The organism is Streptomyces sp. NPDC093221, assembly GCF_044753885.1.
Taxonomy (GTDB): Bacteria; Actinomycetota; Actinomycetes; order Streptomycetales; family Streptomycetaceae; genus Actinacidiphila.
In genome coordinates this window covers 558,192-581,243 of sequence record NZ_JBIVOA010000004.1, presented here as the reverse complement: position 1 = coordinate 581,243, position 23,052 = coordinate 558,192, and the positions used below count along the sequence as shown (strand labels likewise).

22 protein-coding genes are annotated in these 23,052 nt (G+C 71.7%); 10 read left to right on the top strand and 12 right to left on the bottom strand.

Annotated elements, in window-relative coordinates; genetic code table 11:
* Nucleotides 1-102: 102 nt before the first annotated feature.
* The 5 genes from ACIQCJ_RS19535 to ACIQCJ_RS19515 all read left to right on the top strand — a co-directional run bounded on the left by ACIQCJ_RS19535 (nt 103) and on the right by ACIQCJ_RS19515 (nt 3,977).
* The gene (locus ACIQCJ_RS19535; protein ID WP_355345712.1) at nt 103-234 is read left to right on the top strand and encodes a putative leader peptide; all 132 of its coding nucleotides are present in this window, start codon (nt 103-105) and stop codon (nt 232-234) included.
* A gap of 214 nt (nt 235-448) precedes the next feature.
* Complete coding sequence (locus ACIQCJ_RS19530; protein ID WP_402712031.1) at nt 449-1,492, top strand: amino acid ABC transporter permease; 1,044 nt, start codon at nt 449-451, stop codon at nt 1,490-1,492.
* Nucleotides 1,493-1,509: 17 nt separating this feature from the next.
* Entirely contained in the window at nt 1,510-2,262 is a 753-nt protein-coding gene (locus ACIQCJ_RS19525) for an amino acid ABC transporter ATP-binding protein (RefSeq protein ID WP_355345777.1), read from the top strand.
* Between the two features lie 118 nt (nt 2,263-2,380).
* Nucleotides 2,381-3,382 (top strand): ABC transporter substrate-binding protein, encoded by a 1,002-nt coding sequence (locus ACIQCJ_RS19520; protein ID WP_355345706.1) that lies wholly within the window; start codon nt 2,381-2,383, stop codon nt 3,380-3,382.
* 145 nt (nt 3,383-3,527) lie between these two features.
* Complete coding sequence (locus ACIQCJ_RS19515; RefSeq protein ID WP_402712030.1) at nt 3,528-3,977, top strand: NUDIX domain-containing protein; 450 nt, start codon at nt 3,528-3,530, stop codon at nt 3,975-3,977.
* Between the two features lie 23 nt (nt 3,978-4,000).
* Here the strand turns inward: ACIQCJ_RS19515 and rpsN are convergent, their stop codons facing one another.
* From rpsN to ACIQCJ_RS19490, 5 genes are all read right to left on the bottom strand, one after another.
* A complete protein-coding gene (gene rpsN / locus ACIQCJ_RS19510; protein ID WP_355345700.1) occupies nt 4,001-4,306 on the bottom strand; it encodes a 30S ribosomal protein S14 in 306 nt (101 codons plus the stop codon).
* A complete protein-coding gene (rpmB, locus tag ACIQCJ_RS19505; RefSeq protein WP_355345697.1) occupies nt 4,306-4,542 on the bottom strand; it encodes a 50S ribosomal protein L28 in 237 nt (78 codons plus the stop codon). The genes rpsN and rpmB overlap by 1 nt, the downstream gene beginning before the upstream one ends.
* A gap of 268 nt (nt 4,543-4,810) precedes the next feature.
* Nucleotides 4,811-5,626 carry an SAM-dependent methyltransferase gene (locus ACIQCJ_RS19500; RefSeq protein WP_402712029.1) on the bottom strand — a complete coding sequence of 272 codons (816 nt, stop codon included), beginning with the start codon at nt 5,624-5,626 and terminating at the stop codon, nt 4,811-4,813.
* Nucleotides 5,627-5,682: 56 nt separating this feature from the next.
* The gene (locus ACIQCJ_RS19495) at nt 5,683-5,922 is read right to left on the bottom strand and encodes a DUF397 domain-containing protein (RefSeq protein WP_317452483.1); all 240 of its coding nucleotides are present in this window, start codon (nt 5,920-5,922) and stop codon (nt 5,683-5,685) included.
* 1 nt (nt 5,923) lies between these two features.
* Nucleotides 5,924-6,805, bottom strand: coding sequence for a helix-turn-helix domain-containing protein (locus ACIQCJ_RS19490; protein ID WP_402712028.1), 882 nt, complete (start codon nt 6,803-6,805; stop codon nt 5,924-5,926).
* 244 nt (nt 6,806-7,049) lie between these two features.
* On the opposite strand from ACIQCJ_RS19490, the gene ACIQCJ_RS19485 reads away from it, so the two are divergent.
* Both ACIQCJ_RS19485 and ACIQCJ_RS19480 read left to right on the top strand, forming a co-directional pair.
* Entirely contained in the window at nt 7,050-7,613 is a 564-nt protein-coding gene (locus ACIQCJ_RS19485; RefSeq protein ID WP_402712027.1) for an ATP-binding protein, read from the top strand.
* Nucleotides 7,610-8,083: a hypothetical protein gene (locus ACIQCJ_RS19480; protein ID WP_355345684.1), complete on the top strand. Its 474-nt coding sequence runs from the start codon at nt 7,610-7,612 to the stop codon at nt 8,081-8,083. Before ACIQCJ_RS19485 ends, ACIQCJ_RS19480 begins: the two co-directional genes overlap by 4 nt.
* Before the next feature lie 83 nt (nt 8,084-8,166).
* Here the strand turns inward: ACIQCJ_RS19480 and ACIQCJ_RS19475 are convergent, their stop codons facing one another.
* Both ACIQCJ_RS19475 and ACIQCJ_RS19470 read right to left on the bottom strand, forming a co-directional pair.
* Nucleotides 8,167-10,164: a hypothetical protein gene (locus ACIQCJ_RS19475; RefSeq protein ID WP_402712026.1), complete on the bottom strand. Its 1,998-nt coding sequence runs from the start codon at nt 10,162-10,164 to the stop codon at nt 8,167-8,169.
* A 257-nt stretch (nt 10,165-10,421) separates the two neighbouring features.
* Nucleotides 10,422-12,044: a hypothetical protein gene (locus ACIQCJ_RS19470; protein WP_402712025.1), complete on the bottom strand. Its 1,623-nt coding sequence runs from the start codon at nt 12,042-12,044 to the stop codon at nt 10,422-10,424.
* A 325-nt stretch (nt 12,045-12,369) separates the two neighbouring features.
* Between ACIQCJ_RS19470 and ACIQCJ_RS19465 the strand changes: the two genes are divergently transcribed.
* Nucleotides 12,370-12,885 (top strand): hypothetical protein, encoded by a 516-nt coding sequence (locus ACIQCJ_RS19465; RefSeq protein WP_355345675.1) that lies wholly within the window; start codon nt 12,370-12,372, stop codon nt 12,883-12,885.
* 107 nt (nt 12,886-12,992) lie between these two features.
* On the opposite strand, the gene ACIQCJ_RS19460 is transcribed toward ACIQCJ_RS19465, so the two are convergent.
* Nucleotides 12,993-14,429: an MFS transporter gene (locus tag ACIQCJ_RS19460; RefSeq protein WP_402712024.1), complete on the bottom strand. Its 1,437-nt coding sequence runs from the start codon at nt 14,427-14,429 to the stop codon at nt 12,993-12,995.
* 190 nt (nt 14,430-14,619) lie between these two features.
* Between ACIQCJ_RS19460 and ACIQCJ_RS19455 the strand changes: the two genes are divergently transcribed.
* Nucleotides 14,620-15,309 (top strand): TetR/AcrR family transcriptional regulator, encoded by a 690-nt coding sequence (locus tag ACIQCJ_RS19455; protein ID WP_402712023.1) that lies wholly within the window; start codon nt 14,620-14,622, stop codon nt 15,307-15,309.
* A 21-nt stretch (nt 15,310-15,330) separates the two neighbouring features.
* Here the strand turns inward: ACIQCJ_RS19455 and ACIQCJ_RS19450 are convergent, their stop codons facing one another.
* On the bottom strand, nt 15,331-16,224 hold the full coding sequence (locus ACIQCJ_RS19450) for a MurR/RpiR family transcriptional regulator (protein WP_355345666.1): 894 nt from the start codon (nt 16,222-16,224) through the stop codon (nt 15,331-15,333).
* 89 nt (nt 16,225-16,313) lie between these two features.
* Entirely contained in the window at nt 16,314-18,059 is a 1,746-nt protein-coding gene (locus ACIQCJ_RS19445) for a serine hydrolase (protein ID WP_402712022.1), read from the bottom strand.
* A gap of 205 nt (nt 18,060-18,264) precedes the next feature.
* On the opposite strand from ACIQCJ_RS19445, the gene ACIQCJ_RS19440 reads away from it, so the two are divergent.
* Complete coding sequence (locus ACIQCJ_RS19440; RefSeq protein WP_402712021.1) at nt 18,265-19,473, top strand: M20 family metallopeptidase; 1,209 nt, start codon at nt 18,265-18,267, stop codon at nt 19,471-19,473.
* Nucleotides 19,474-19,517: 44 nt separating this feature from the next.
* Here ACIQCJ_RS19440 and ACIQCJ_RS19435 read toward each other — a convergent pair whose 3' ends face one another.
* Entirely contained in the window at nt 19,518-19,661 is a 144-nt protein-coding gene (locus tag ACIQCJ_RS19435) for a hypothetical protein (RefSeq protein WP_402712020.1), read from the bottom strand.
* Nucleotides 19,662-19,772: 111 nt separating this feature from the next.
* Complete coding sequence (locus ACIQCJ_RS19430) at nt 19,773-22,982, bottom strand: discoidin domain-containing protein (protein WP_402712019.1); 3,210 nt, start codon at nt 22,980-22,982, stop codon at nt 19,773-19,775.
* Nucleotides 22,983-23,052: the final 70 nt, after the last annotated feature.

Here is a 23,052-nt window from a genome sequence, read left to right as displayed (position 1 = left end):
GCGTGCGATCTCCGTCACTCGCGCGGGCATTGTCCCCACGGCACGGGCCGGTTACCGTGATTGCTGTTTTCCGGCAGGACCGACGCGAGAGAGGGGACGGGCATGCGCGGCGCACACGACAGCGGCGGCACACCCCGCCCCGGCGGGTCCTTCCAGCTCCACGTGGCCAGGCGCCACGTCGACCTGCTGCGCGTGAGCAGCGCCCTGTGTCCGGAAACCCTCCCGGCCCGCTGACCGTCCAGGAGCCCGCAGGTCCGCACGTCCCGTCGGGACGTCGACCCCGCTTCCCGCACGGCGGCGCGTAGCCGTTCGCCGACGCGCGCCCGCACACCCCCGCGCGCTCGCCCCCCCCGCCGCCGTTTCCCGACGTCAACCCGCCCGCCGCACGCGGCCGTTGACGCCGTACGCGCGCTGCCGCGACCGCACATCCAGACGGGAAGCACCGACCATGGAGCACCAGGACACCTTCCAGCGCCTACGCGCTGTGCCCGAAGACCCCCCACCACCGGCCGAAGCGGGGAAGACCCGCGCGCCGCGCGCCCTCGACCGCCGCCCCACGGACGACGAACTGCTCGCCGCCAGGCTCGTACCACTGCGCAGGCCGGGCCAATGGGTCTCCGCGCTGGTCCTGTTGGTGCTGTTCGCCATGCTGGTGCACACCCTGCTGACCAACAAGCGGTTCCAATGGGGCACCGTCGGCGACTACTTCCTGCGCGGATCGATCCTGCACGGCCTGGAACTCACGCTGTGGCTCACGGGCGCCGTCATGGCCAGCGGCTACCTCCTCGGCATCGGCATCGCCGCGATGCGCCTGTCCCGCAACCCCGTCCTGCGCGCCCTGAGCTTCGGCTACGTCTGGCTGCTGCGCTCCGTGCCGCCGCTGGTGCAACTCCTCTTCTGGTACGAACTCGCCTCGCTGTACCCGCGGATATCGCTCGGCATCCCCTTCGGCCACGAATTCGTCACCGTCAAGACCGCCCACCTGTTCAGCGGCATCCTCGCCGCCTACGTCGGCCTCACCCTCGACGTGGCCGCCTTCTCCTCCGAGATCGTCAGGGGCGGCATCCTGTCCGTCGACCCGGGACAGAGCGAGGCCGCGCAGGCGCTCGGCCTCGGCAACGGCCGGATCTTCCGCAAGATCGTGCTCCCGCAGGCCATGCCCGCGATCATCCCCGCCTCCGGCAACCTGCTGATCGGCATGCTGAAGGCGACCTCCATCGTGAGCGTCATCGCCGTCCAGGACCTGCTGTATTCGGCCCAGTTGATCTACAACCAGAACTTCCTCATCATGCCGCTGCTGCTGGTGGCCACCGTCTGGTACGTCATCCTCACCACGCTGCTGTCGATCGGCCAGTTCTACGTCGAGCGGTACTACGCGCGCGGCAGCGGTCGCGGTGGCGGCGGTGGTCCCAAGCGCGGCTTCTGGGAGGTCACCCGCGCCAACATCCCGGTGTTCGGCCGGACCAGGACCGACCTGGCGGGTCTGTCATGACCGACGACGGACGCCCGCTGGTCAGGATCCGCGGCCTGCGCAAGAGCTTCGGCACGCAACTCGTCCTCGACAGCGTCGACATGGATGTCCACGAGGGCGAGGTGACCGTCCTGCTCGGCCCCTCCGGCTCCGGGAAATCCACGCTGCTGCGCTGCGTCAACCACCTGGAGCGGCCCGACGCGGGCTTCGTCGAGGTCGGCGGCGACATCGTCGGCTACCGGCCGGGCCGCGGCCGACTGCACGAACTGCGCGCCCGCTCGATCACCCGGCAGCGCGCCCATGTCGGCATGGTCTTCCAGCAGTTCAACCTCTTTCCGCACATGACGGTGCTGGAGAACATCACCGAGGCGCCGGTCGCGGTGCGCGGCGTGCCGCGCAAACAGGCGGCGGTCCGGGCGCGCGCCCTGCTGGAACAGGTGGGGCTCGGCGGACGCGAGGACTCCTACCCCCGGCAGATGTCCGGCGGTCAGCAGCAACGCGTCGCCATCGCCCGCGCGCTCGCGATGGAGCCGAGGCTGCTGCTCTTCGACGAGCCCACCAGCGCCCTCGACCCCGAACTCGTCGGCGACGTCCTCGCCGTGATGAAGGACCTCGCGGTCAGCGGGATGACGATGATCGTCGTCACCCACGAAATCGGCTTCGCCCGCGAGGTCGCCGACACCGTCGCCTTCCTCGACGGCGGCCGGATCATCGAGTCGGGGCCGCCCGCCGACGTCCTCGCCGACCCCCGCCACCCCCGGGCGCGGTCCTTCCTCGCGGCCGTCCTGTAGCGCCGGTCCCGCATCGCCCCCGCACTCCTCCAATTGACGCTCGCCGTCGAGCGGTTCACGCCAGGCCGCGCACACACCTGCCCGCACTCGTCTCGACCCCGCTGCGAAAGGCACCCCCGTGACCACCGAAAGACGCCCCGCCCGCCGTCTCCCGCGGCCGGCCGCCGCCACGCTCACCGCCGTCATCGGCCTCGCCCTGCTGACCGCCTGCGGTGACTCGTCCGACGACTCGGGCACGCCGAAGTCCCGGGCAGCCGGCGCCACCTCGTCGTCGTCCGCGTCGGCCGGATCGACCGCCATCCCGACCGAGGACGTCGTGTCGGGCATCGCGGCCGACCCCGCGCTGACGGCGGAGCTGCCCGCCGCGGCGAAGAGCAGCGGCACGCTCACCCTGGGCACCACCCGCGCGCCGGGCGTCACCGGCCTCCCGCACGGCGGCGAGAGCGAGGACGGCACGCCCATCGGCCTCGACGTCGACCTGCGCAACGCCGTCGGCAAGGTCCTCGGCATCACGTGGAAGGTGCAGTACGGCACCTTCCCGACCGTCATCCCCGGTGTGCAGAACGGCCGGTACGACGTCGGCCAGGACAACTTCGGTGTCACCAAGGCCCGCGTGGAGGTCGTGGACTTCGCGACCTACCTCAACGACGGCCAGTCCTTCCTCGGCGCCGAGGACGTGCCCGTCGACTCGGTCACCCAGCTCACCGACCTCTGCGGGCTGACCGTGGCGACCAGCCCCGGCTCCACCTTCCAGCAGATCCTCACCGACGGCGCCTCGAAGTGCTCGGGCGCCGGGAAGAAGCCGTACAAGGTGCAGTACTTCACCGACTCCGCCCCCATCTTCCTGGGGCTGGCGAACGGCAAGGTGGACATCTACTTCGGCCCGACGCTGGCCCTGAAGTACGACGCCACGCATGTGCCCCACACGAAGTACCTCGGCCAGATCAGCACCACGCCGGTCGGATTCGTGACGGCGAAGGGCTCACCGATCGGCAAGGCGCTCAGCGACGCCGTGAACAAGCTGATCGCCGACGGCGCCTACGCGAAGATCTTCGCGAAGTGGGACGTGCCCGGCACGGGCATCACCAAGTCCGAGGTCAACCCGGCGGCCACTTTCTGAGACCCGCCGCCCTCCGACCGCGCACGCCTCCGGCGGCGCCCGGACCCCGTGCCGCTCGGGCACGGGGTCCGGGCCGCGCGGCCCCGCACGACGATCACACCGGCCGACCTCCGCGTGCTACGGTCCCGCGAAGTCCCTTCGCCCCATGAGGATTTCCATGCCGTATCAGCCGCCTGTGTGGCCGGTGTCCGTCAAGGCCGTGGTGCTCGACGCGCGTGGCCGTGTCCTGCTGTCGAGGAACGACCGCGAGGAGTGGGAACTCCCCGGCGGGCACCTGGAGTCGGGCGCCGAGCAGACCGGACGACGGGCCGACGACAGCCCCGAATCCGCCGTCGAACGCCAGGTGCTGGAGAGGACCGGCTGGCTGGTCGAGGCCGACGGCCTCATCGACGACGGGGTGTGGATCCACGAGACCGCGCCCGGCCGTCGCGTCCTGGTCGTCACGTACGGCTGTTCGCTGCTGCCGCCCGACCAGCCGCCGCCGACGGCCGAGGAGCACAAGGAATCCTCGCTCTTCCCGCTCGACAGCATCCCCGAGCTGAACATGCCCAGCTCCTACAAGCGCGCCATCTACGCCTGGACACACCGAAGTTGAACTGAGGCGCGGGGGAGAGACAGCTACCAGCTCGATTTGCGCACGCCCGGCAGGAACCCCGCGTGCGCCTGCTCGCGCAGCCGGACCCGTGAGATGCCGAAGGTGCGGAAGTAGCCGCGCGGGCGGCCGTCCACCGCGTCCCGGTTGCGGACCCGGGTGGCGCTCGCGTCGCGCGGCTGTCGGCCCAACTCGGCCTGCGCGGAGGCCCGTTCGCCGGGCGTGGTGGCGGGGGAGGCGATGATCCGCTTCAACTCGGCCCGGCGTGCCGCGTATCGGGCGACCACCGCCTGACGCTGCTCGTTCTTCGCGATCTTGCTCTTCTTGGCCATCAGACCTTCTCCCCGCGGGCGCGCAGCCGGGCGACGGCCGCCTCGACGCCGATCCGGTCGACGGTCTTGATGCCCTTCGCGCTGAGCGTCAGCCGGACGAAGCGGCCCTCGGAGGCCAGCCAGTAGCGCTTGCGCTGGATATTGGGGTCGAAGCGGCGCGGTGTGCGCCGATGGGAGTGGGAGATGGCGTTGCCGAAGCCGGGCTTGCGCCCGGTGAGCTGGCAGTGGGCGGACATGGTGCCTCCAGGGCGGTTGCGGACTCGCGAGGGCCCGCGACGGCCCGGACGACCGCCGCCGATGCCCGGCGACCGGCCCCACCGTACCTTAATGGAAACGAATGTCATTACGCCGGGCTACCGGCTACCGGCTACCGGCGGCCGGACTGCCGCACTCCCGGACTGCCGCACTGCCCCCTGTCCGGGACGCGGCAGTGCCCCCCTGAAACGCGTCGCGGCCCGGCCTCCGGCGTCACCGGAGACCAGGCCACAGGGGAACGGGAGGCGATCAGGGCTTACGGGCGACCGCTCCGTACATCGCGATCTGCTCGTCCCGCACCGCGGGGTCGACGGAGTCGTCCGGCCGCCAGCGGTGCACCTGCGTGATGCCCGGCTCCACCAGCTCCAGGCCCTCGAAGTACGCCTGCGCCTCGCTGAGATTCCGCAGCCGCATCGGCATGCTGCGCGCGGTGTACTCGGCGTTCACGCGCCCGACCTCCTCCGGCGCGAAGTCGTCCGTGCCGATCGACATCGCGAGGTAGCTGCCGGACGGCAGCGGGTCCAGCAGGCGGTGGACGATGCCGAGCGGGTCGTCCTCGTCCATGATCAGGTGGACGATCGCGATGAACGTCAGGCCCACCGGCTTGCCGAGGTCGATGGTCTCGCGGAACTGCGGCGAGCCGAGGATCGCGGCGGGTTCCCGCATGTCCGCCTCGATGTACTCGGTCCGCCCCTCGGGGGTGCTGGAGGACAGGCCCGCCGAGAGCGTGAGCACGATCGGGTCGTTGTCCACGTACACCACCCGCGACTCGGGGGCGATGGACTGCGCGACCTCGTGCACATTCGGCCGGGTCGGTATGCCGGTGCCGATGTCGACGAACTGCCGGATGCCCGCCTCCTGCGCCAGGTAGCGCGTGGCGCGGTGCATGAACTTCCGGTTCTCCAGCATGTGCGGCACGATCGACGGCCACACCTCCACCATGGCGTCGCCCGCCTCGCGGTCGGGAGGGTAGTAGTCCTTGCCGCCGAGGATGTAGTCGTACACCCGTGCCGGGTGCGGGTTCTTGGTGTCGATACGGTCGGCCGGCCAGCCGTTCTCGGGCACGCGGTCCTCCGGATTTCCTTGTCGATGTGCGGTGGTGCCGCTCGCGCGGCCTGGCGTCACTGCTGGAGCAGGAAGTCGGCGTCGCCCGCCTTGGTGCCCCGGATGAAACTCTCGATCTCCCGGCGGTTGTAGATCAGCGCGGGCCCGCCCGGATCGGTGGACTGGCGCAGCGCCACCCGGCCGTCGGGCAGCTTCATCGCCTCGACGCACGCTCCGCCGGCATCGTCGCTCCACGGCTTGTGCCAGCCGTGGGGCCCGAGGTCGGCGGCACTCATGCCGTTGCGAATGTGATCCACGTCAGAGCTCCTTGCGTAGGGCACCCAGCAGTGCCTTGGTCTTCTTCTCCTGCGCCGCCTGGGCGGCGAGCCGGTCCATGGCCTCGCGGTACGCGGCGACCTCGTCCTGCTTGTCGAGGTAGGTCGACCCGATCAGGCCGCCGAGATAGACGACATCGGGCAGTTCCGCGGCCTCGAACCGGAAGAGCTGGAAGGCCCCCGCGCGGGTCGCCGGGTGCGGCCCGTTGGTGAAGGGCATCATCTGAAGGCGTACGTTCGGCAGTTCGCCGATCTCCAGCAGATGGTCGATCTGAGCGCGCATCACCTTCGGTCCGCCGACCGGCCAGTGCAGCACCGTCTCGTCCATCACCGCCCACAGCAGCGGGGGTTGGGCACGGGTCAGGATCTGCTGCCGGGTCAGCCGCAGGGCGACCCTGCGGTCGATGTCCTCGGCCGACGCCTGCGGGTCGCCCGCGGTGAGCAGCGCGTGCGCGTACTCCTCGGTCTGGAGCAGGCCGGGGATGAACTGCGCCTCGTACGCGCGGATGTGGACCGCCGCCTGCTCCAGGCTGAGATAGGCGCCGAACCAGTCGGGCATCACGTCGCGGTAGGTGTGCCACCAGCCGTGCTTGTTGGCCTCGCGGGCGAGTTCGAGGAAGGTCTCGATTTCGGCCGTTTCCGTGATGCCGTAGGTGCGCAGCAGCTTCTCGACGTCGGACAGCCGCAGCCGTGCCACCTTGGCCTGTTCCATCCGGCGGATCGTCGAATGGCTCACCCCGATGACCTCGCCGGCCTGCTCGAATGAGACGCCGGCGCGGGATCTGAGCTCCTCCAACTGGCGTCCCAGTATCATCCGCAGCACCGTAGGAGGGCCGCCGCCCCACCCATTGTCGGTGGCCGCCATTGCTACCTCCCCGTGCGAATGTTCAGTGCTCGCCGCAGTGTGCCATGTTGCCCCGCAGTCTCCCGCCGCCCTGGCTCATTCTGCGAATTGCACTTTGTGGCTTGCGAGTTGAGGGTAGCAGCACCATAGTTGGAGTCGACGGCGTAGCCGATCACCATGATGACTACGTTGTCAGGAACCGCCACGCGCCCGGTCGTCCTCAGCCGTCGTCATCGCGGAAGCACCGACACAGGCAGTGACGCCGATGGTCGAGCCCGGCAGTGATGCCGCCGAGCGCGCAACCGCGACCCCACATACGCGGCCCCCACGAGAGGTGACGGCCATGGCAGCATTAACGGGTCTCCGAACCCCACCGATCACGTCATCGCGCCCGAGCGGCGATGTGTACGCCGTCTTCCGTCTCGCCGCCCGCCGGACCTCCGTGAGCGCCGCCCGCCACGAGGCCCGCGCGGAACTCGACCGCTGGGGCCTGCCCGAGGGCGTCCGCGACGACATCGTGCTGGTCGTCTCCGAGCTGGTCACCAACGCGATCGTGCACAGCCTCAGCGACAGCGTGACCTGCCATCTGCGCGGCGGCGGCCCCGAGGTCTACGTCGAGGTCGGCTCCGAGGGGCGCAGCGCGTCGCGGCACGACGCCCGGCCGCCGGACGAGGGGGGCCGCGGGCTGGTCGTCGTGGAGGCCCTGAGTACGACCTGGGGGATCAACGTCCCCTCGCCCGGAGCCGGTTGGACGGCCTGGGCCACCTTCACCGTGCGCGCCGCCCCGGCCGACGACGCGTCGGCCACGTACTCGGAGGACCCCCGATGAAGCGTGTCCCCCCGGCCGGCCGTCGCTCCGCCCTGCCGCCCCGGGGCACCCGCCTCGACTGGCTCGCCCCCCGCGTGGACGGGCCTCCGGCCGCCAGGGAACGGATCCATGTCCCGACCACCGCAGACTTCCCGCCGGGACTGGCCTGCGACGTGGTCGAGACGTCCGCGGAGCACGGCATGCGGATCCTCGGCTGTCTGCCCAGCTCCGGCTGCGTCCTCACCAACGGACGGCAGTGGTCGTGGATCGTGCCGACCGGCTCCGACATCGACGTGGAGTGGCCGTCCTCCACCCGCTACCTGGTCGACGCGGCCGTGCTGGTGCCCGCGTACGAGACGCTGCCCGACGTGTCCGGCGGCCACGACGTCATCCACCCGCCGGACCAGGCCGTGCCGTACACGCACCCGATCCTGCTGTACTTCGCGGCCTGCTGCATCGCCGGGGTGCAGCCCGCCATGACCGTCGAGTAGCGGCCCCGACTGGCGGCCCGGGACGGCACGGGGCCTGCCCGGAGCCGCCGCGCGGGCGGTCCGGGCAGGCCGTGGGTGACAACTCAGCGGACCGTGAAGGGGAGTTGGACGGTCTTGCCGTTCACCAGCACTTCGGCGGCCATGATGCCGACGGTCTTCGGGTCGCGCACGGTGAAGTCGAGCGCGAAGGTACCGTCGAGACCGATGACGCGCAGCACCGAGGAGTCGGAGCTCTGGGAGCCGTTGGCGCGGCGCCCGGACACGACGACCGTGGCGACGGGGGCGAAGTTCCGCCCGCTGACAAGTACGGAGGTGCCGACCGGTCCCGCGGCCGGACTGAGCGAGTAGGCGGGAGCGGGCGGGGCCGTGCTGCCGTTGACGGCGAAGGCGGCGGTCGCGGTGTGCCCGTTGATCAGCCACTCGTGCGCGTAGAGCGCCACCGTGGCCGGGTCGTTGACCGTGAAGGTCTGCGACCAGGTGCCGTCCAGGCCGATGATCTTGGTGGCGTAGCTGTCGGAGGTGCGGGAACCGTCCGCCTTGAGCCCGTCGATCTCCACCGTGGCGACCGGCGCCCAGCCCTGGCCGACGACCGTGACCTTGGTGTGCGCGGGACCGGAGGCGGGGCTGAGCGTGATGAACGTCGTGGCGACGGACAGCGGCGCGAGGACGTGGATCGAGCCCGCGGTGACCTGCACCTGGTAGGAGCCCTTGGCGACGGATTTCGCCACGGTGACCGAGCCGGAGAGCTTCCCGTCGGAGGCGATGCTCAGGCTGCTCGACGAGACGGACGCGGCCGAGCACGCGGTGCCGTCCGCGGCGCAGAGCGCGGCGGTCGGGGTGGTGCCCGCGGGCCAGCCCGATCCGGTGAGCGTCGCCGCGTGGCCGGGAAGGACGGTCGGGGTGGTGGCGCTGAGCGTCACGGCGGTGGTGGTGACGGTGAACGGTACGGTGACGCTGGTCCCGGCCGTGCCGCTCTCGTCGGCGTAGACGGCCACCAGGTCGGCGCTGTCGATGGTGAAGTCGGTGCTGAACGTGCCGTCGGGCAGGCTCTGTACGTAGACCGCGTCGTCGAGGGCGTTCCCGGCGGCGTCGAGTCCCCAGATGTTGATCCACTGGTCCTGGCGGAAGTTGTGACCCACGACGGTGATCACCGTGCCGACCACGCCGTTGTTCTGGGACAGCGTCATCGTTCTCGGACCGGTGGGCGCGAACGCCTTGACCGTCAGTGGCGCGTTCGCGTGGGTCGTGCCGTCGTTGACCTGGATCTGATACGAGCCGTCGGCCACGGTGTTGGCGTCGGCGAGCGTCGCGGTGCCGGTGAGGATGCCCGAACTGTCGATGGCGAGGGTGTTGGACGTGAAGTCGGCCGGGTTGCAGCCCGCGCCGTTGGCGTCGCACAGCGACACCGTCGGAGTGCCGCCGGCCGTCCAGCCGCCGCCCGCGAGGTCGATCGCGGTGTGCGGCCGGACCGCTCCGGTGGGCCCGGACAGCGAGGCGCCGCTGCCCGCTCCCTGCGCGGTGACCGTGCCGACCGGTCCGCCGCCCGCGGTGACCACGCAGGGCGTCTGGTACGTACCCCCGAGGACCACGGTGCTGGTGAGGGTACGGGTCGGCGTGAAGGTGATGGCCCCCGAGGCGTTGGCGGGCAGGTAGATGTCACCCTCGTACGGGGGAACGACGACGGGCTGCCCCGAGGGGTAGTTCATGTTCACCGTGGGGCCGGTGACCGTCACGGTGCCGGTGGCGCCGCCGGACATCGCCAGGTCCATGGAGGGCGTGGTGGGCACATTGGACAGCGAGGTGCCGGGGATGGCGGGGCTGGCGCCGAGGGTGACGGTGACGTGCACCTTACCGCCGGGGGTGACGACGGCCGGGGTGAGGGTCACCGTCATCGACTGCGGCCCGGTGGCGTCGCCCTGACCCGCCGGGAGCGTGCAGTGCACGGTCGGGTTGATGGTCGCGGCCTGGGCCGTCGTCGCGGAGGTCAGACCCGCGCCGACGAGGGCGAGCACCGCGACGGCGCCCGTGGCGATTCTTGCCCGCCAGCCCCGTCCGGGCCTGCGGTGGAAGGGTGGGAACATCTGCTGCGCCGCCTTTCGGGCATGGCAGACCCCTCCCTGAGCCTGGGCACGGGAGGGGTCCGGGAAGAGGGAGAAGGTCCGCGGGGTGGGGTCCCGGGGAATGAGTCCGCGGGGGATGAGCCCCGGGGGAGAAGGAGCGGGGGTCGGGTCCGGGCCGTTCCTCCCCCGGGAGATGGGCCCGGGAGATGGGCCCGGGGGAGGAACGGATCAGGAGGAGGGACGTCGGAGTCGGTTGGTGCGGAACGGGGACGTGGCGCTCAGGTGAGGGTGAGTGTGAGGATCGCGCTGTAGTCGCCGGGCGCCGTCACCGCGGGGAGCCGCAGGTCCATGTCGGCATTGACCTTCACGGTGCCGCCGACGACCTTCTCGCCGCCGGCCGCGGTGAGTTGGCACAGCGTCGCCGCGGTGCTGCCCAGCGGGCCCGGCGTGCCCGGTGCGGGCGTGCCGACGCTCTGCGAGCTTCGGACGCAGTCGGGTGTCCAACGGACGGCCGAGGCGGGGATGGTGTTCTGACCCGAGGTCAGGTCGGTGAGCGTGCCGGTCAGGGACCAGCCGAGGTCGACGCCGCGGGAGTCCACGACGGTGACGGTGTTGAGCGCGCTGGTGGCGGTCTGGGACCGTCCGGTCAGGGGGATGGTGCCGAAGTCGATGGTGTCCCCGGACTGGGTCATCTGGAGATTGCCCGCGGTGACGGTGGCGCTGATCTTCTGGGTGGCCGTCGCGCCGCCGCTGTCGCCCACGGTGAACTTCGCGTTCACGTCGGAGCCTTCCGCACCGCTCTCGTCGGTGTGGATCGCGGTGGTGGCGGGGTCGTTGACGGTGAACTCGGCGCTGAAGGTGCCGTCGGGTGTGCTGACCGGGTACACGGCGTCGTCGGCGGTCTGGTTGCCGTCGGCGTCCACCCCCCAGACGTTGATGTACTGGTCCTGGTGGAAGTTGCGGCCGCTGACGGTCACCACGGTGCCGAGCGGGCCGTGGTCGGGCGAGAGCGTGACGCTGCGGGCGCCCGTGGGCACGAACGCCTTGACGGTGAGGTCGGCGGTGGCGTGCTTGGCGCCGTCGCTGACCTGGACCTGGTAGGTGCCGTCGGCGATCACGGACGACGCGGCCAGCGTCGCGCTCCCCGAGAGGGCGCCGGACGAGTCGATCGCGAGGGTATCGGAGGTGAAGCGGGACGGGTCGCAGCCCAGTCCCTGCGCGTCGCACAGCGAGACCACGGGGGTGCCCCCCGCGGTGAATCCGCTGCCGCTCAGCGCGACCGAGGTGCTGGGACGTACGGCCGAGGCCGGCGCGGTGAGCGTGGTGGCCCCACCGCCGCCGCCCTGCACGGTGACCGTGCCGATGCCGCCGCTGCCCGAGACGATGTCACAGGGCGTCTGGAAGGTGCTGCCGAGCACCACCGTCTGCGTGTTCATCTTCAACGGCGTGAACGTCACCGGTCCCGACGCGTCCGAGGGGACGAAGAAGTCCCCTCCGTAGGGCGGGATGACGATCGGCGCGGGCGCCGCCGGGATGTCCACGGGAACGGTCGGGCCGGTCACCGAGACCGTCCCGGTCGCCCCGCCCGACATGGTGAAGTAGATGCTCGGCGTGGTCGGTACGGCGGACAGTGCGAGCGGGCTGGTCGCGGGCGAGGGTCCGAGGGTGACCTCGGCGTGCACCTTGCCGCCCGGCGCGACCGTGGCCGGGGTGAGGGTCACCGAGACGGACTGCGGCCCGGTGTTCTCACCCTGTCCGGCGGGCAGCACGCAGTGCACGGTCGGGGTGACCGTGTCCGCGTGCGCCGCGGGGGCGGCCAGCGTGCAGGCCGCGGCCAGGGCCAGAGCCGGCACCGCCGCCCGCGCGAGGCGCCGTAGAGAGATCTGCCCTGCATGATGCAACGCGTGCCTCCTGACTCCGGGACGCATACGTGTATATGACGGTGCGTCAGGTGCTGGTTCCAGGGCATTGCGACAGCGCGGGACGCAGAAGTCAATGCGAACCCGCCGGTAACCTCGCGGTGTTGGGCCGCCGTTCGCACCGGGCGAGGCCGGCCGCGGGTCACGTCGTCCCGTGGCGCTTGACTCTTCAAGGTCATGGGGCTTCACTCCCGACCAGCGCGCCGGGCCGGACAGCGGGTAGTCACTCGACAACGGGATGTCAAGGGTGCCTGTGCGAGGTCGTCCCCCGGCGCACCCTCACCCTGCTTGATTGGAGTGCTTTGCCATGTCCAGATCCAAGCGTATGGGGACGATCGCCGTCCTCAGCGGCGGCGCACTGTTCGCCGGTCTGACCCTCGCCCCGCACGCGGTCGCCGTCACCCCGGCCACCGCCACCGCCAGCTACAACTGCGGCACCTGGGGCAGCGGGACGGCCACGCTGACCGCCACCGACTCCGGCGGCGTCAAGAAACTGAAACTGAGCTCCTCCACGATCACGGTCCCGGCCGGCACCACGGTGCCGCCGAACAGCATCACCACGACCATCAAGGTCAAGAAGAACGGCTCGACCGAGGTCGACTTCTCCGGCACCGTGAACCCCGCGATGACCGGCGCCGTCACCCTCGGCCCGCTCCCGCAGTCCACCGGCACGCTCGCCGCCGGTGACAAGACCGACTCCTGGGTGCTGTCCGGCACGCCGAGCGCCACCAACTGGTCGGTCAAGATCGTCACCACGTCGCCCTCGGTGACCACCGTCTACTGCATCGCCACCAGCGCCCAGTCCACCGCGTTCACCTGGTAGCGGTTCACCTCGTCGTACGGGATTCGCCCGGCGCGACTCGGTACGCGGCACGCACGCCGGGACCCCGCCCCCCCAAGGGAGCGGGGTCCTCGCGGCGGCCTGACCCGCTAGTGGCCGGTCTCCTCGGGGGCGCGCTTGGGCATCAGCGCGACCGCGGGCAGGCACAGCAGGCTGAGCCCCAGGACGACGGCGAGGCTGATCTTCATGGCGTGGCCGAGGCCGCCGCCCGCGGTCTGGAAGAAGACCGAGGTCACCGCGGCCGAACCGATACCGGCGGCGAGCTGCTGGATCGCCGAGAGCGAGCCGCTGGCGCTGCCCGCCTCGTCGGGGCTGATGTCGCCGAGCGCGATGTCGAAGATCGTGCCGTAGCAGGCGCCCATGCCGAGCCCGGTGACGAAGATCGGCGCGGCCAGCGTCCACAGGCCCACGCCGGTGCCCGAGTGGGCGACCAGCGCGAGCAGCCAGCCGCCGCCCGCCAGCAGGATCGCGATGCCGACGAAGATCAGCGTGCGGCCGAGCTTCTTGATCAGCGCCATGCGCGCGCCCGCGGCCACGATGATGCCGAGCGTCATCGGCAGCAACGCGAGTGAAGCGGTGCGCGGCGAGGCGTGCAGGCCCTCCTGGATGAACAGGGACAGTACGTAGATCAGCCCGCTGGTGGTCGCGAAGACCACGAGCCCGACGACCAGTCCCGAGCTGAAGCCGCGGTTGCGCAGCAACGACGCCTTCAGCAGCGGGTCGGCCGCCGTGCTCTGGCGGCGGGCGAAGGCGGCGAAGGCCGCCACGCCCACGACGAGGGAGAGGACGGGAGTGGCCGTCCAGCCGTTGGTCGAGCCCTCGACCAGGCCGAAGAGCAGGCCGAACATGGTGACGGCGAGCAGACCCGAGCCGATCCCGTCCACGACGACCGCACGGTCCCCGTCGTCGTGCGGGAGCAGCCGGACCGCCAGGACCAGGCCGACCGCGCCGAGGACGAGGTTGATCAGGAAGATCGGCCGCCAGGACAGGCCGAAGAGGTCGGCGTCGATGATGAATCCGGCCAGGATCGGACCGCCGACCGAGGCCAGGCCGAGCAGCGGCCCGAAGAACGCGAACGCCTTGCCGAGCATGTCGCGCGAGAAGGTCTTGGTCATGATCGCCATGCCCTGCGGGATCATCAGGGCGCCGAAGGCCCCCTGCACCACACGGGCGGCGATCAGCAGTCCGGGATCGGGGGAGAGCCCGGCCACGGCGGAGGCGACGGTGAAGCCGCCCATGCCGATCAGGAACATCCGGCGCTGGCCGAATTTGTCGCCGAGCCGCCCGCCGATGACGAGCAGGACGCCCATGGCCAGCATGTAGGAGGAGCCCAGCCACTTGATCAGGCCCTGGCCGCCGTGCAGCTCGGCGCTGATGGTGGGCGCGGCGATGTTGGTGACGGTCGAGTCGATCATGTCCAGGGCGTCGGCGAGCAGCACCAGCCCCAGGATCGCCCACATCAGCCGGGCCGATGTGCTAGTGCCCGCGGGACGGGGCGCGGTCGAAGTCGTGGTCGCGGTGGTCATGGCGGGACCTCCTTCCGGGGTGACGTCGGGTGACGTCCGCTGTGACATTGCGTGATCGAACCGGTCTGTCCGGCCACACCCACCACCGTACACGAACATGTTCGTTGCGAACGCGTTCAGAGCGAACATGTTCGTTCGAGGAGGTGTAATCACGCCATGGCCGGGCGAACGTGTTCGTTATGCTGAGGCGATGACGCCTGGGAAAACCGCCCCCATCAGCCGCCGCGACCGGCCCGCCAAACCCGCGCTCTCCCGCGAGGGGATCGTCGGCACGGCGCTGGAGATCATGCGCGCCGAAGGGCTCGACCGCGTCACGATGCGCCGCCTCGCCCAGGAGCTGGACACCGGCCCGGCCTCGCTCTACGTCTACGTGAGCAACACCGCCGAGCTGCGCGCGTACATGCTCGACGACCTGCTCGCCGGACTCGACCTCGGCCCGGTGACCGCGCCAGGGGACTGGCGCGAGCGGCTGTTCACGCTCCTGTGGTCGTACGGCAGAGCCCTGATGGAGTACCCGGGGCTCGCCCAGTCCGCGCTGGTGACCAGGCCCGCGGGTCCCGGTTACCTACGGCTGGTCGACGGCCTGCTCGCGCTGCTGGCCGAAGGCGTCCCCGCGGAGCGGACCGCGTGGGCGGTGGACCTGCTGCTGCACTTCGCGACCTCCACCGCCACCGAACAGGGCACCCGCAGCGTGGCCGACGGCGCGGAGCAGGAGGAGAGCGACCTCGCGAACGCGATCCTCTCCGCCACGCCCGACACCTACCCCCACATCGCCGCCCTCGGCATGGACCTGCTGAGCGGCACCGGCACCGGCCGTCTGACCTGGGGATTCGACGTCCTGCTCAACGGCATCATCCACACGCCCCGGCCGTCGGCGTAGCAGGCGGCCTCACCCGCCCGGTCACGGCTCCGGCAGCCGGTGGTCGCCGACCGCGTCGTACGTCTCCTTGAGCGCCTTGCGGGCGCTGTCCAGATGGTGCTGGGCGACGCCGATGAACAGGCAGTCGATCACGGTGAGCTGGGCGATACGGCTGGCGGTCGCGCCCGAGCGGAAGGTGGTCTCGGGGGCCACGGTCGTCAGGAGGTGATCGCTGACCGCGTGGATCGGCGAGCGCGGGAAGCTGGTCAGGGCGACGGTCGTCGCGCCGTGCTCGCGCGCCACCCGCAGCGCCTCGACGGTGTCGGCGGTCGCCCCGGTGTGGGAGAGGCCGATGGCCACGTCACCGGGGCTGAGCACCGCCGCCGAGGTGAGCATGATGTGGGTGTCGCTCCACGCGAAGCTCACCCGCCCGATCCGGTGCAGCTTCTGCTGGAGGTCGGCGGCGACCAAGGCGTTGGCGCCGACGCCGTAGATGTCGACGCGGCCCGCCGCCGCGACCGCCGCCACGACGCGGCGCAGCGTGTCGACGTCGAGCTGCCGCGCGGTCTCCTCGACGGCGCGCGCATCGGCGAAGGCGACCTTGCCGACGACTTCCGACAGGTCGTCGGTCGGCGTGATGTCGCTGCCGAGGTGCCGGTCGTCGCGGGTCTCGGCGCGCGCGGCGTCCGCGGCCAGCGCGATCCGCAACTCCGGGTAGCCGCGCAGGCCCACGGAACGGCAGAAGCGGATGACCGTGGTCTCGCTCGTCGTCGCCGCCTCGGCCAGTTCGGTGATGCTGCTGCGCGCGGCGAGCGCCGGATTGGCCAGCACGGCCGCCGCCACGCGCCGCTCGGCCGGAGCGAGGTCCGGCAGCAGCGACCGGACGCGCGCCAAGGGACTCGCCTCGGGGGATTCGTTGTCGGAACCGGCTGACACGGGGGAAACGTATCCACCGTGATCGTCGGGGTCAACGTGGCCTCGGGCGAGCCCCGGCGCGGGTGAGCGCTCCGCGGCCGGCGGACGGATCAGTGCACGGTCCGCCAGGCGCCGGCCGGGGTGAGTCCCGCGGCGCGCAGCAGGTCGTGGTGGCCCGAGGTGACCGACAGCCCCGCGAGGTCGACGCCGCGGCCCTCGTAGACCGGGTCGGTGGCGTACGTCCAGCGGATCAGCGCACCGGCCGCGCCCCGCGGAAGCTCGGCGCGCACCCGCCACCAGGCGCGGACGTCCTGCCCCGACAGCGAGGTCGGGGTGCCGGACGGCGCGCCCTTGCCGGTCACCCGCAGCGGCAGCGGCTGCCAGGTCGTGCCGCCGTCCGTGGAGGACTCGACGGTGAGCAGGTCGGTGGACTCGGTGTTGACGAACGCCGAGAAGTCGATGTCGACCCGTGTCTTCGCGGTGATCGGTCCCGTGGTGAGGGTGCTGGTGGTGCCGCCGCCCTGCCCCGAGTACCACAGCGGGCCGCCGCCGGGGGCCCGGACCGCGATCGCCTGTGCGAGCGCGGTGGCGATGGCCCGGCGCGGCGGATTGGTCGAGGGCGTGTTCCGCGTCGGGTGCACCCGGTTGCTGAGCAGGACGGCGAACGAACGCGACTGCGGGTCGATCACCAGCGAGGTGCCGGTGAAACCGGTGTGCCCGAGGGTGCGCGGACCCGACAGGCCGCCCATGTACCAGATCTGGTCCAGCTCGAAGCCCAGGCCGTGCGAGTCACCGGGGAACGCCTGGTTGAAGTTCTGCTCCATCAGCGTGACGCTGTTCCGGCTGAGGATCCGACGGCCCTTGTACGTACCGCCGTTGAGGATCGTCTGCGCCAGGACGGCCAGATCGTCCACGGTGGAGAAGACGCCCGCGTGGCCCGCGACGCCGCCCATGGCCCACGCGTTCTCGTCGTGCACCTGGCCGCGCACCATGCCGCGCGCGGGGCTGGTCTCGTACTCGGTCGCCGCGATCCTCGGCAGCTTCGCGGCCGACGGGTTGTAGCCGGTGTCGGTCAGCCGCAGCGGTCCTGTGATGCCGTCGCGCACCAGCGTGTTGAGCGGCTTGCCCGTCACCTTCTGCAACACCAGTTGCAGGCTCAGCATGTTCAGATCCGAGTACAGATACGTCGTCCCCGGCGCGTTGATCGGCTTCGCGTCGAGAATCGCCTTCTCGCGGGACGGCAGATCCGGGTAGCCCTGCCACAGGGAGGGGACCGGATCGGCGTCGAACCCCGAGGTGTGGGTGAGCAGTTGCTCGATGGTGACGGCGCCCTTGCCGTTGGTGGCGAACTCCGGCAGGTAGTGCGCCACCGGTGTGTCGAGGTCGATCCGGCCCGCTTCGAGCTGCTGCATGGCCACGATCGAGGTGAACAGCTTCGACAGCGAGGCCAGGTCGTAGATGGTGTCGGTACGCGCCGGGACCCGCTGGTCGGCCGGCAACTCGTGGGTGGCGTCGGCGTATTCGACCGCGTAACCGCCCGCGTCGCGCTCCACCACCACGCCGTCGTGGGCCATCAGCGTGGTCGCGCCGGGGAAGAGGTGATTCGCACCCGAGGCGGGGTCCTCCCAGCCCGCCATCTGCCGCTCGAAGGCGTCGATCGGCGCCGCGTCCAGCCCGGCCGACCGGGGGGTGCCCCGGTGCAGGACGGTGTCCGCCGGGGCGAATCCGGAGTACGGCCGGTCGAATTGGCCGCTCCCGCCGTGCTGCGGGGCCGGGGTCGCGTCGGCGCTCCCGGCGAGTACGAGGGAGAGGGAGGCGAGCAGCGCCGCGGCTGCCGTCAGTGCAGGGGTCCGCATGGAAACCTCGTCTGTAGAGGCCGGCTGGATCGGGAGCAGTGGTCGGGAGCGGCAGGGAAGGGACGCCGGGGGAGTGGAAGGATTCCTACCGCATGGCAGCTGGCGTCGGTAAGTTACTCACGCCGCACGCGCGGGTCAACCATTCGACCGGTCAAGGCTGTCGGGTGCGACGAACCCCGCGCCGCCGTCCGGTACCCTCCCACGCATGCCATCAGCACTGGACAGCCAGGAGATCGGCAATATCGCGCAAGAGTTCGACAACGACCTGGTGCTGCTGCGCCGCGACATCCACCGCCACCCCGAGCCCGCGGGCGCCGAGGAACGTACGGCGGCGCTGGTCGCCGAACGGCTGTGGGCCGCGGGCCTCACGGTGACCACCGGCGTCGGCGGCCACGGCGTGGTCGCGGTGCTCGACGGCGCGGGACCGGGACCCACCCTCGCCTACCGTGCCGACATGGACGCGGTGGACGACGACGAGCTGGACGAGCTGTTCGAGAGCGACTTCGCCTCCCTCGTCCCCGGCACCGCGCACCTGTGCGGCCACGATCTGCACACGGCCGTCGGGGTCGGCGTCGCCCAGGTACTCGCCCGGCTGCGCGAGCGCTGGCACGGCCGGATCGTCTTCCTCTTCCAGCCTGCCGAGGAGACGCTGGCCGGAGCGCGGGCCATGATCGAGGACGGCGCCCTGGAACACACACCCCCGCGCGAGGTCTACGCGCTGCACTGCGGGCCGTTCCCGGTCGGCACCTTCGCGGTCATGCCCGGTCACGGACTGCCGGGACAGGACCATTTCCAGGTCGAGTTGACCGGCCCGGACGCCGCGTCCGACGCGCGCCGGATTCTCGACCTGGTGGACGGCCTGTCCACCGTCCGCCTCCCGCGCAACCCCGAGGAGTACGACCGTCTGCTGGCCGACCTCCGCGACCCCGACGGGCCGCTGGCGCGATTCGTCGTCACCTGGCCCGAGTTGACCGCGCTCGACGACGGCAGCCCGCTCGTCCGCGTCTCGCTGCGGGCGTGGCCCGACAGCCGCTACGCCGAGATCCGCGACACCGTACGCGCCGCGGTGGAACCGCTGCCGGGCGCCACGGCCGTCTTCGCGGACGAGCCGTTCCCCGCGATGGTCTGCTCGCCGGAACTGAGCGAGGCCGCGGCGCGGTACCTGCGCGGCGCGCTCGGTCCGGCCGCGGTGGAGGTGCTGCACGCCTCCTTCCCCTTCAACGGCGAGGACTTCGCGCTCTTCCTGAACGGTGTGCCGGGCGCGATGTTCTACCTCGGCGTCGCCAATCCGGAAGCCGGGATGAACGGCGCTCCGCACGCACCGGACTTCGCGGCCGACGAGCGGGCGCTGGGGTTCGGCGTCCGCGGCATGGCCGGGTTCCTGCTCAGCCGCCTCGCGGCCGACGTGGCCTGAAGGCCCGCCCCCACCCTCGGCGGGAGCGGGCCTCCTCATCGGCCCTACGCCGACGATGTCCTGCCGGTGTCCGTCGCCGCGGGGCCGACGCCGGTCCCGGTGACGGCCCCGACGCTCACGGTGCACGACGTGCCCGGCGTGAGGGCGCCGACGACCACGGCTCCCGCCTGCTGCGCGTCGTCGTGCACTGAGCCTGACCTGATGTGACGTCAGCGGCCCCCGCGGCACTGCCGGTTCGGGGTGGCAGACCGGCCTGACCCGGTCTGCCGCCCCGAACCGGGGCTCTTGTCCGGCCGTGGTCAGGCCGGGACGACCTCCAGGCTCACCAGCCGCGCGTCCGTGTCGCGACCGCCGGACACGGCGAGCGCCACATAGCGTGCCGTCGTACGCGCCGCGAGCGTCGCCGCACGGCCGCGCCGCCGCAGCTCGCCCGCCGAGGTGTACGTCAGCCCGTCCGCGCTGAACTCGATGGCGGCGGACGGCACATGGCCGCCGGTCCAGGCGGTACGGATCTCCCGCACATCGACCGCCGCGCCGAGATCGACCACCATGCGGCCGCGCGCGGAGCCGGGCCGCCAGGACGTCGCCGGGTCGCCGTCCACGGCCGCGGCCGGATCCGACATGCCCGCGGGCAGCGGACCGGTCGGGAAGGTGTCGCAGCCGACCGCCACGTCCTCCAGGGGGTACGGCTTCGCGCCGCGCACGGTGACCTGCGCGGTCCTGCCCGGCTGGACATCGACCTGGGCGTGGGCGCCCGACGGCGCCGTGACCAGCAGACGGGCGCGCGGACCGCTCACCCGTACGGTCGCGGCGTCCACGACCTCCACCCGCAGACCGGTGGGCACCGAACCGCCCGCACGCGACGTCAGGGTGAAGCGGGCCGGGACGACCGCCGCGCTCGCGGCCGTCAACTCGGCGGCGACATCGGTGCCGTCCGCGGTGACCTGCTGCGTTCCCGCGTAGAGCGTGAGACGGGACCGGCTCTGCGGCACCGACACCGTGGTGGCGACGGAGCCGGCGGAGAGGTTGAACAGGCTCAAGTGCCCGCCCGCCGTACTGGCCTTGACCGCCGCGTCGCGCGCCCGGGGCGCGGGCCGCGCGGCGGCGGCCTTCACCGCACGCGGGTCGCCCGACGGCAGCCCCTCCACCAGCAACGGCTCGGCGGGACCGTCGGAGAGCACCACCAGATCGCCGTACACCGACAGCGGGTTGGCGGCGCCGCGCACCACCAGCCCCGCCCGGCCGTCCACCGACAGCCAGCCGCCGCGGCTGGACAGGTCCGCGCTCGGGAAGCGGATCAGATCGGTCCAGGTCTTCCCGTCCGCCGAGCCCTGCACGCGGTACGCGCGGGCCGCCGCCGTCTCCCAGCGCAGCGTCACACGGTCGAAGGCACTGGCGGCGCCGAGGTCCACGGTCAGCCAACTGTCCGCGCGCCCGCGGTCCGAGACCGCGACCGCCCACCGGGTCGTCGCATTGCCGTCCACGGCCAGCGCCGCGCCCTTGCCGGAGTCGGCGGACGACGCGGTGGCCGTCCTGCCCTGGGCCAGATCCGGACCGCTCGCGCCGTCACGGACCTCGAAGGCGTACAGCGAGTAGCCGTACGTGGTGTGGCCCGCGACGCCCTGCATGCGCACGTACCGCCACGAACCGCTGGGTACGGTCAGCTCGTCCACCCGCGGCCCGGGACCGACACCGGCGTTGCCGCTGTCCTGCGAGGCGACCTTCGCGCTGCCCTCGGCCGCGGTGTACGTACGGCTGCCGACGAGCCCCGCGACACCGGGCATCGTCAGATTCTGCACCCGCAGCGAGCCCTCGCCCGACGCCGTACCGCTGGTCGCGTAGACCACCGCGCCGGACGGCAGAGTGGTGAAGCCCGCGGTGCCCGAGTCCAGCGTCAGCACGGTCGCGGTCGCGTCGAAGCCGTCGCGCACCTCCCGGTACGTCGTCACCGACCGCTTGAGCACCTTCGCCGCCGTCGCGGGCAGGAACATCGGTGTCGTGCCGCTGAGCGCGAACAGCCAGTCGTCGTGGGCGGGTTGCCAGCCGAACTTCACAAAGCCCGGCTTGCTGACCGCCGCCGCCCAGGCCGCCGGGGTCTGCTGCGCGACCAGGCCGGGGCCGGTGCCGAAGTCCTTGACGCCGGAGGCCCGCGCGAACATCTCCGCGTCCGACAGCGGCTTGACGATCCCGCCGTGCGCCGCCCGCCACTCGTGCAGCAGATAGCTGATCGCCACCTCGGCGCGCGCCTCGGGCTCGTACTTCGGCTCACCGGAGAACTTCGCCAGCCGGTACAGCGGCGCGTACGCCTGGTACGGCGCCAGCCGCGCCGCCATCGCGGCCTCGCCCCACGCCGCCGTACGGTCCCCGGCGACCTGCGCGAGGAACGCCAGCGGGATCACGTCACGGCCGTAGAGGTGCTCGCGGTCGGCGACCATCGGCATCAGCGGCTCGCCCGCGTCGCTCATCACCATCAGCAGCGTGCGCCACAACTGCTTGGCGTTCGGCTGCTCGGTGAGCACCTGCGGCAGCGGACGGCCCGCGGTGATGAAGTGCACGGCGTTACGGCCCGAGGTGCGCCACAACTCCTGCTGGTAGTGCGGTCCGAAGGAGCCGTGGTTCTCCACGATGAAGGAGTCGTACAGATTCGTCGCGGTGTTCGCGCTGACCGCGACGCCGTCCACCACGGTCGGGTTGGCCAGGTCGGCGGCCGGGAGCCCCGTCTCGTTCCGGCTCCAACGGCCGTACGCGGCGCTCCAGTCGGCATACCTCGGATCGTCGCTGGCCCAGGCCAGACCCGGCGCCAGGGACTGGGCGTAGACGCCCATCTCCTCCAGCTTGGTGTCCCCGACGAAGCCGCCCTTGAGCCCGTTCGGCGTCCAACTGCCGGACGCCGGGTCGTTGGCGGTGCCCAACGCCGTGGTGTACGCGGCCTGTTCGCGCACGATCGTGTCGACGTGACCTCGCGTCACCGCGTCCAACTGGTCCCAGAGCAGGTGCGCCGCGAGCACGAAGTAGAGCTGGAAGGTCGTGTCGAAGAAGAGGGTGCGGCCCCACTCGGTGCCGCCCGTCAGGCGGTTGGACGCGGCGAAGTGCTTGACCGTGGCCAGTGTGTGCGCCCGCAGCGTCTCCTTGTCGATGCCCGCGCTCGTGGCGTCGTACGTACCGCGGGTCAGCAGCACCGCGTTGCCGAGGACGACCACGAAGTTGTAGTCGGTCCCCGTGTAGTAGCCCTTCGAAGCGTCCCACTGGGTCTCGGCCCAGCGGGTGTGGGTCAGCAGCGCCTGGTAGTAGGCGGCGGCGACATCGTCGTCGGGAGCGTGGCCAGGACCGTGCCCTGCGCCGCCGGGCCGGCCCGCGGGCGCGGCGTCCGCGGAGGCGGCGCCGATCGACAGCGGCGTGGCGACGGCCAGGGAGGTGAGCGCGGCGAGCTGGGCGAAGCGCCGTCTGCCCAGTCCGGCGGGGTCGTGGGTCACGGCAGATCTCCTCTTGCAATTAGACAACGTTGTCATTGGCTGCCGGGCCATTCTTTGCGGTCGTGGACGCGGCCGTCAAGGTCTGGGAAGACGGCAAAGCGGACGG

Coding starts and splice junctions, on each gene's coding strand:
- ACIQCJ_RS19535 (WP_355345712.1), top strand. CDS start 103: ATGCGCGGCGCACACGACAGCGGCGGCACACCCCGCCCCGGCGGGTCC.
- ACIQCJ_RS19530 (WP_402712031.1), top strand. CDS start 449: ATGGAGCACCAGGACACCTTCCAGCGCCTACGCGCTGTGCCCGAAGAC.
- ACIQCJ_RS19515 (WP_402712030.1), top strand. CDS start 3,528: ATGAGGATTTCCATGCCGTATCAGCCGCCTGTGTGGCCGGTGTCCGTC.
- rpsN (WP_355345700.1), bottom strand. CDS start 4,306: ATGGCCAAGAAGAGCAAGATCGCGAAGAACGAGCAGCGTCAGGCGGTG.
- rpmB (WP_355345697.1), bottom strand. CDS start 4,542: ATGTCCGCCCACTGCCAGCTCACCGGGCGCAAGCCCGGCTTCGGCAAC.
- ACIQCJ_RS19490 (WP_402712028.1), bottom strand. CDS start 6,805: ATGGCGGCCACCGACAATGGGTGGGGCGGCGGCCCTCCTACGGTGCTG.
- ACIQCJ_RS19485 (WP_402712027.1), top strand. CDS start 7,050: ATGGTCGAGCCCGGCAGTGATGCCGCCGAGCGCGCAACCGCGACCCCA.
- ACIQCJ_RS19480 (WP_355345684.1), top strand. CDS start 7,610: ATGAAGCGTGTCCCCCCGGCCGGCCGTCGCTCCGCCCTGCCGCCCCGG.
- ACIQCJ_RS19475 (WP_402712026.1), bottom strand. CDS start 10,164: ATGTTCCCACCCTTCCACCGCAGGCCCGGACGGGGCTGGCGGGCAAGA.
- ACIQCJ_RS19465 (WP_355345675.1), top strand. CDS start 12,370: ATGTCCAGATCCAAGCGTATGGGGACGATCGCCGTCCTCAGCGGCGGC.
- ACIQCJ_RS19460 (WP_402712024.1), bottom strand. CDS start 14,429: ATGACCACCGCGACCACGACTTCGACCGCGCCCCGTCCCGCGGGCACT.
- ACIQCJ_RS19455 (WP_402712023.1), top strand. CDS start 14,620: ATGACGCCTGGGAAAACCGCCCCCATCAGCCGCCGCGACCGGCCCGCC.
- ACIQCJ_RS19445 (WP_402712022.1), bottom strand. CDS start 18,059: ATGCGGACCCCTGCACTGACGGCAGCCGCGGCGCTGCTCGCCTCCCTC.
- ACIQCJ_RS19440 (WP_402712021.1), top strand. CDS start 18,265: ATGCCATCAGCACTGGACAGCCAGGAGATCGGCAATATCGCGCAAGAG.
- ACIQCJ_RS19430 (WP_402712019.1), bottom strand. CDS start 22,982: ATGACAACGTTGTCTAATTGCAAGAGGAGATCTGCCGTGACCCACGAC.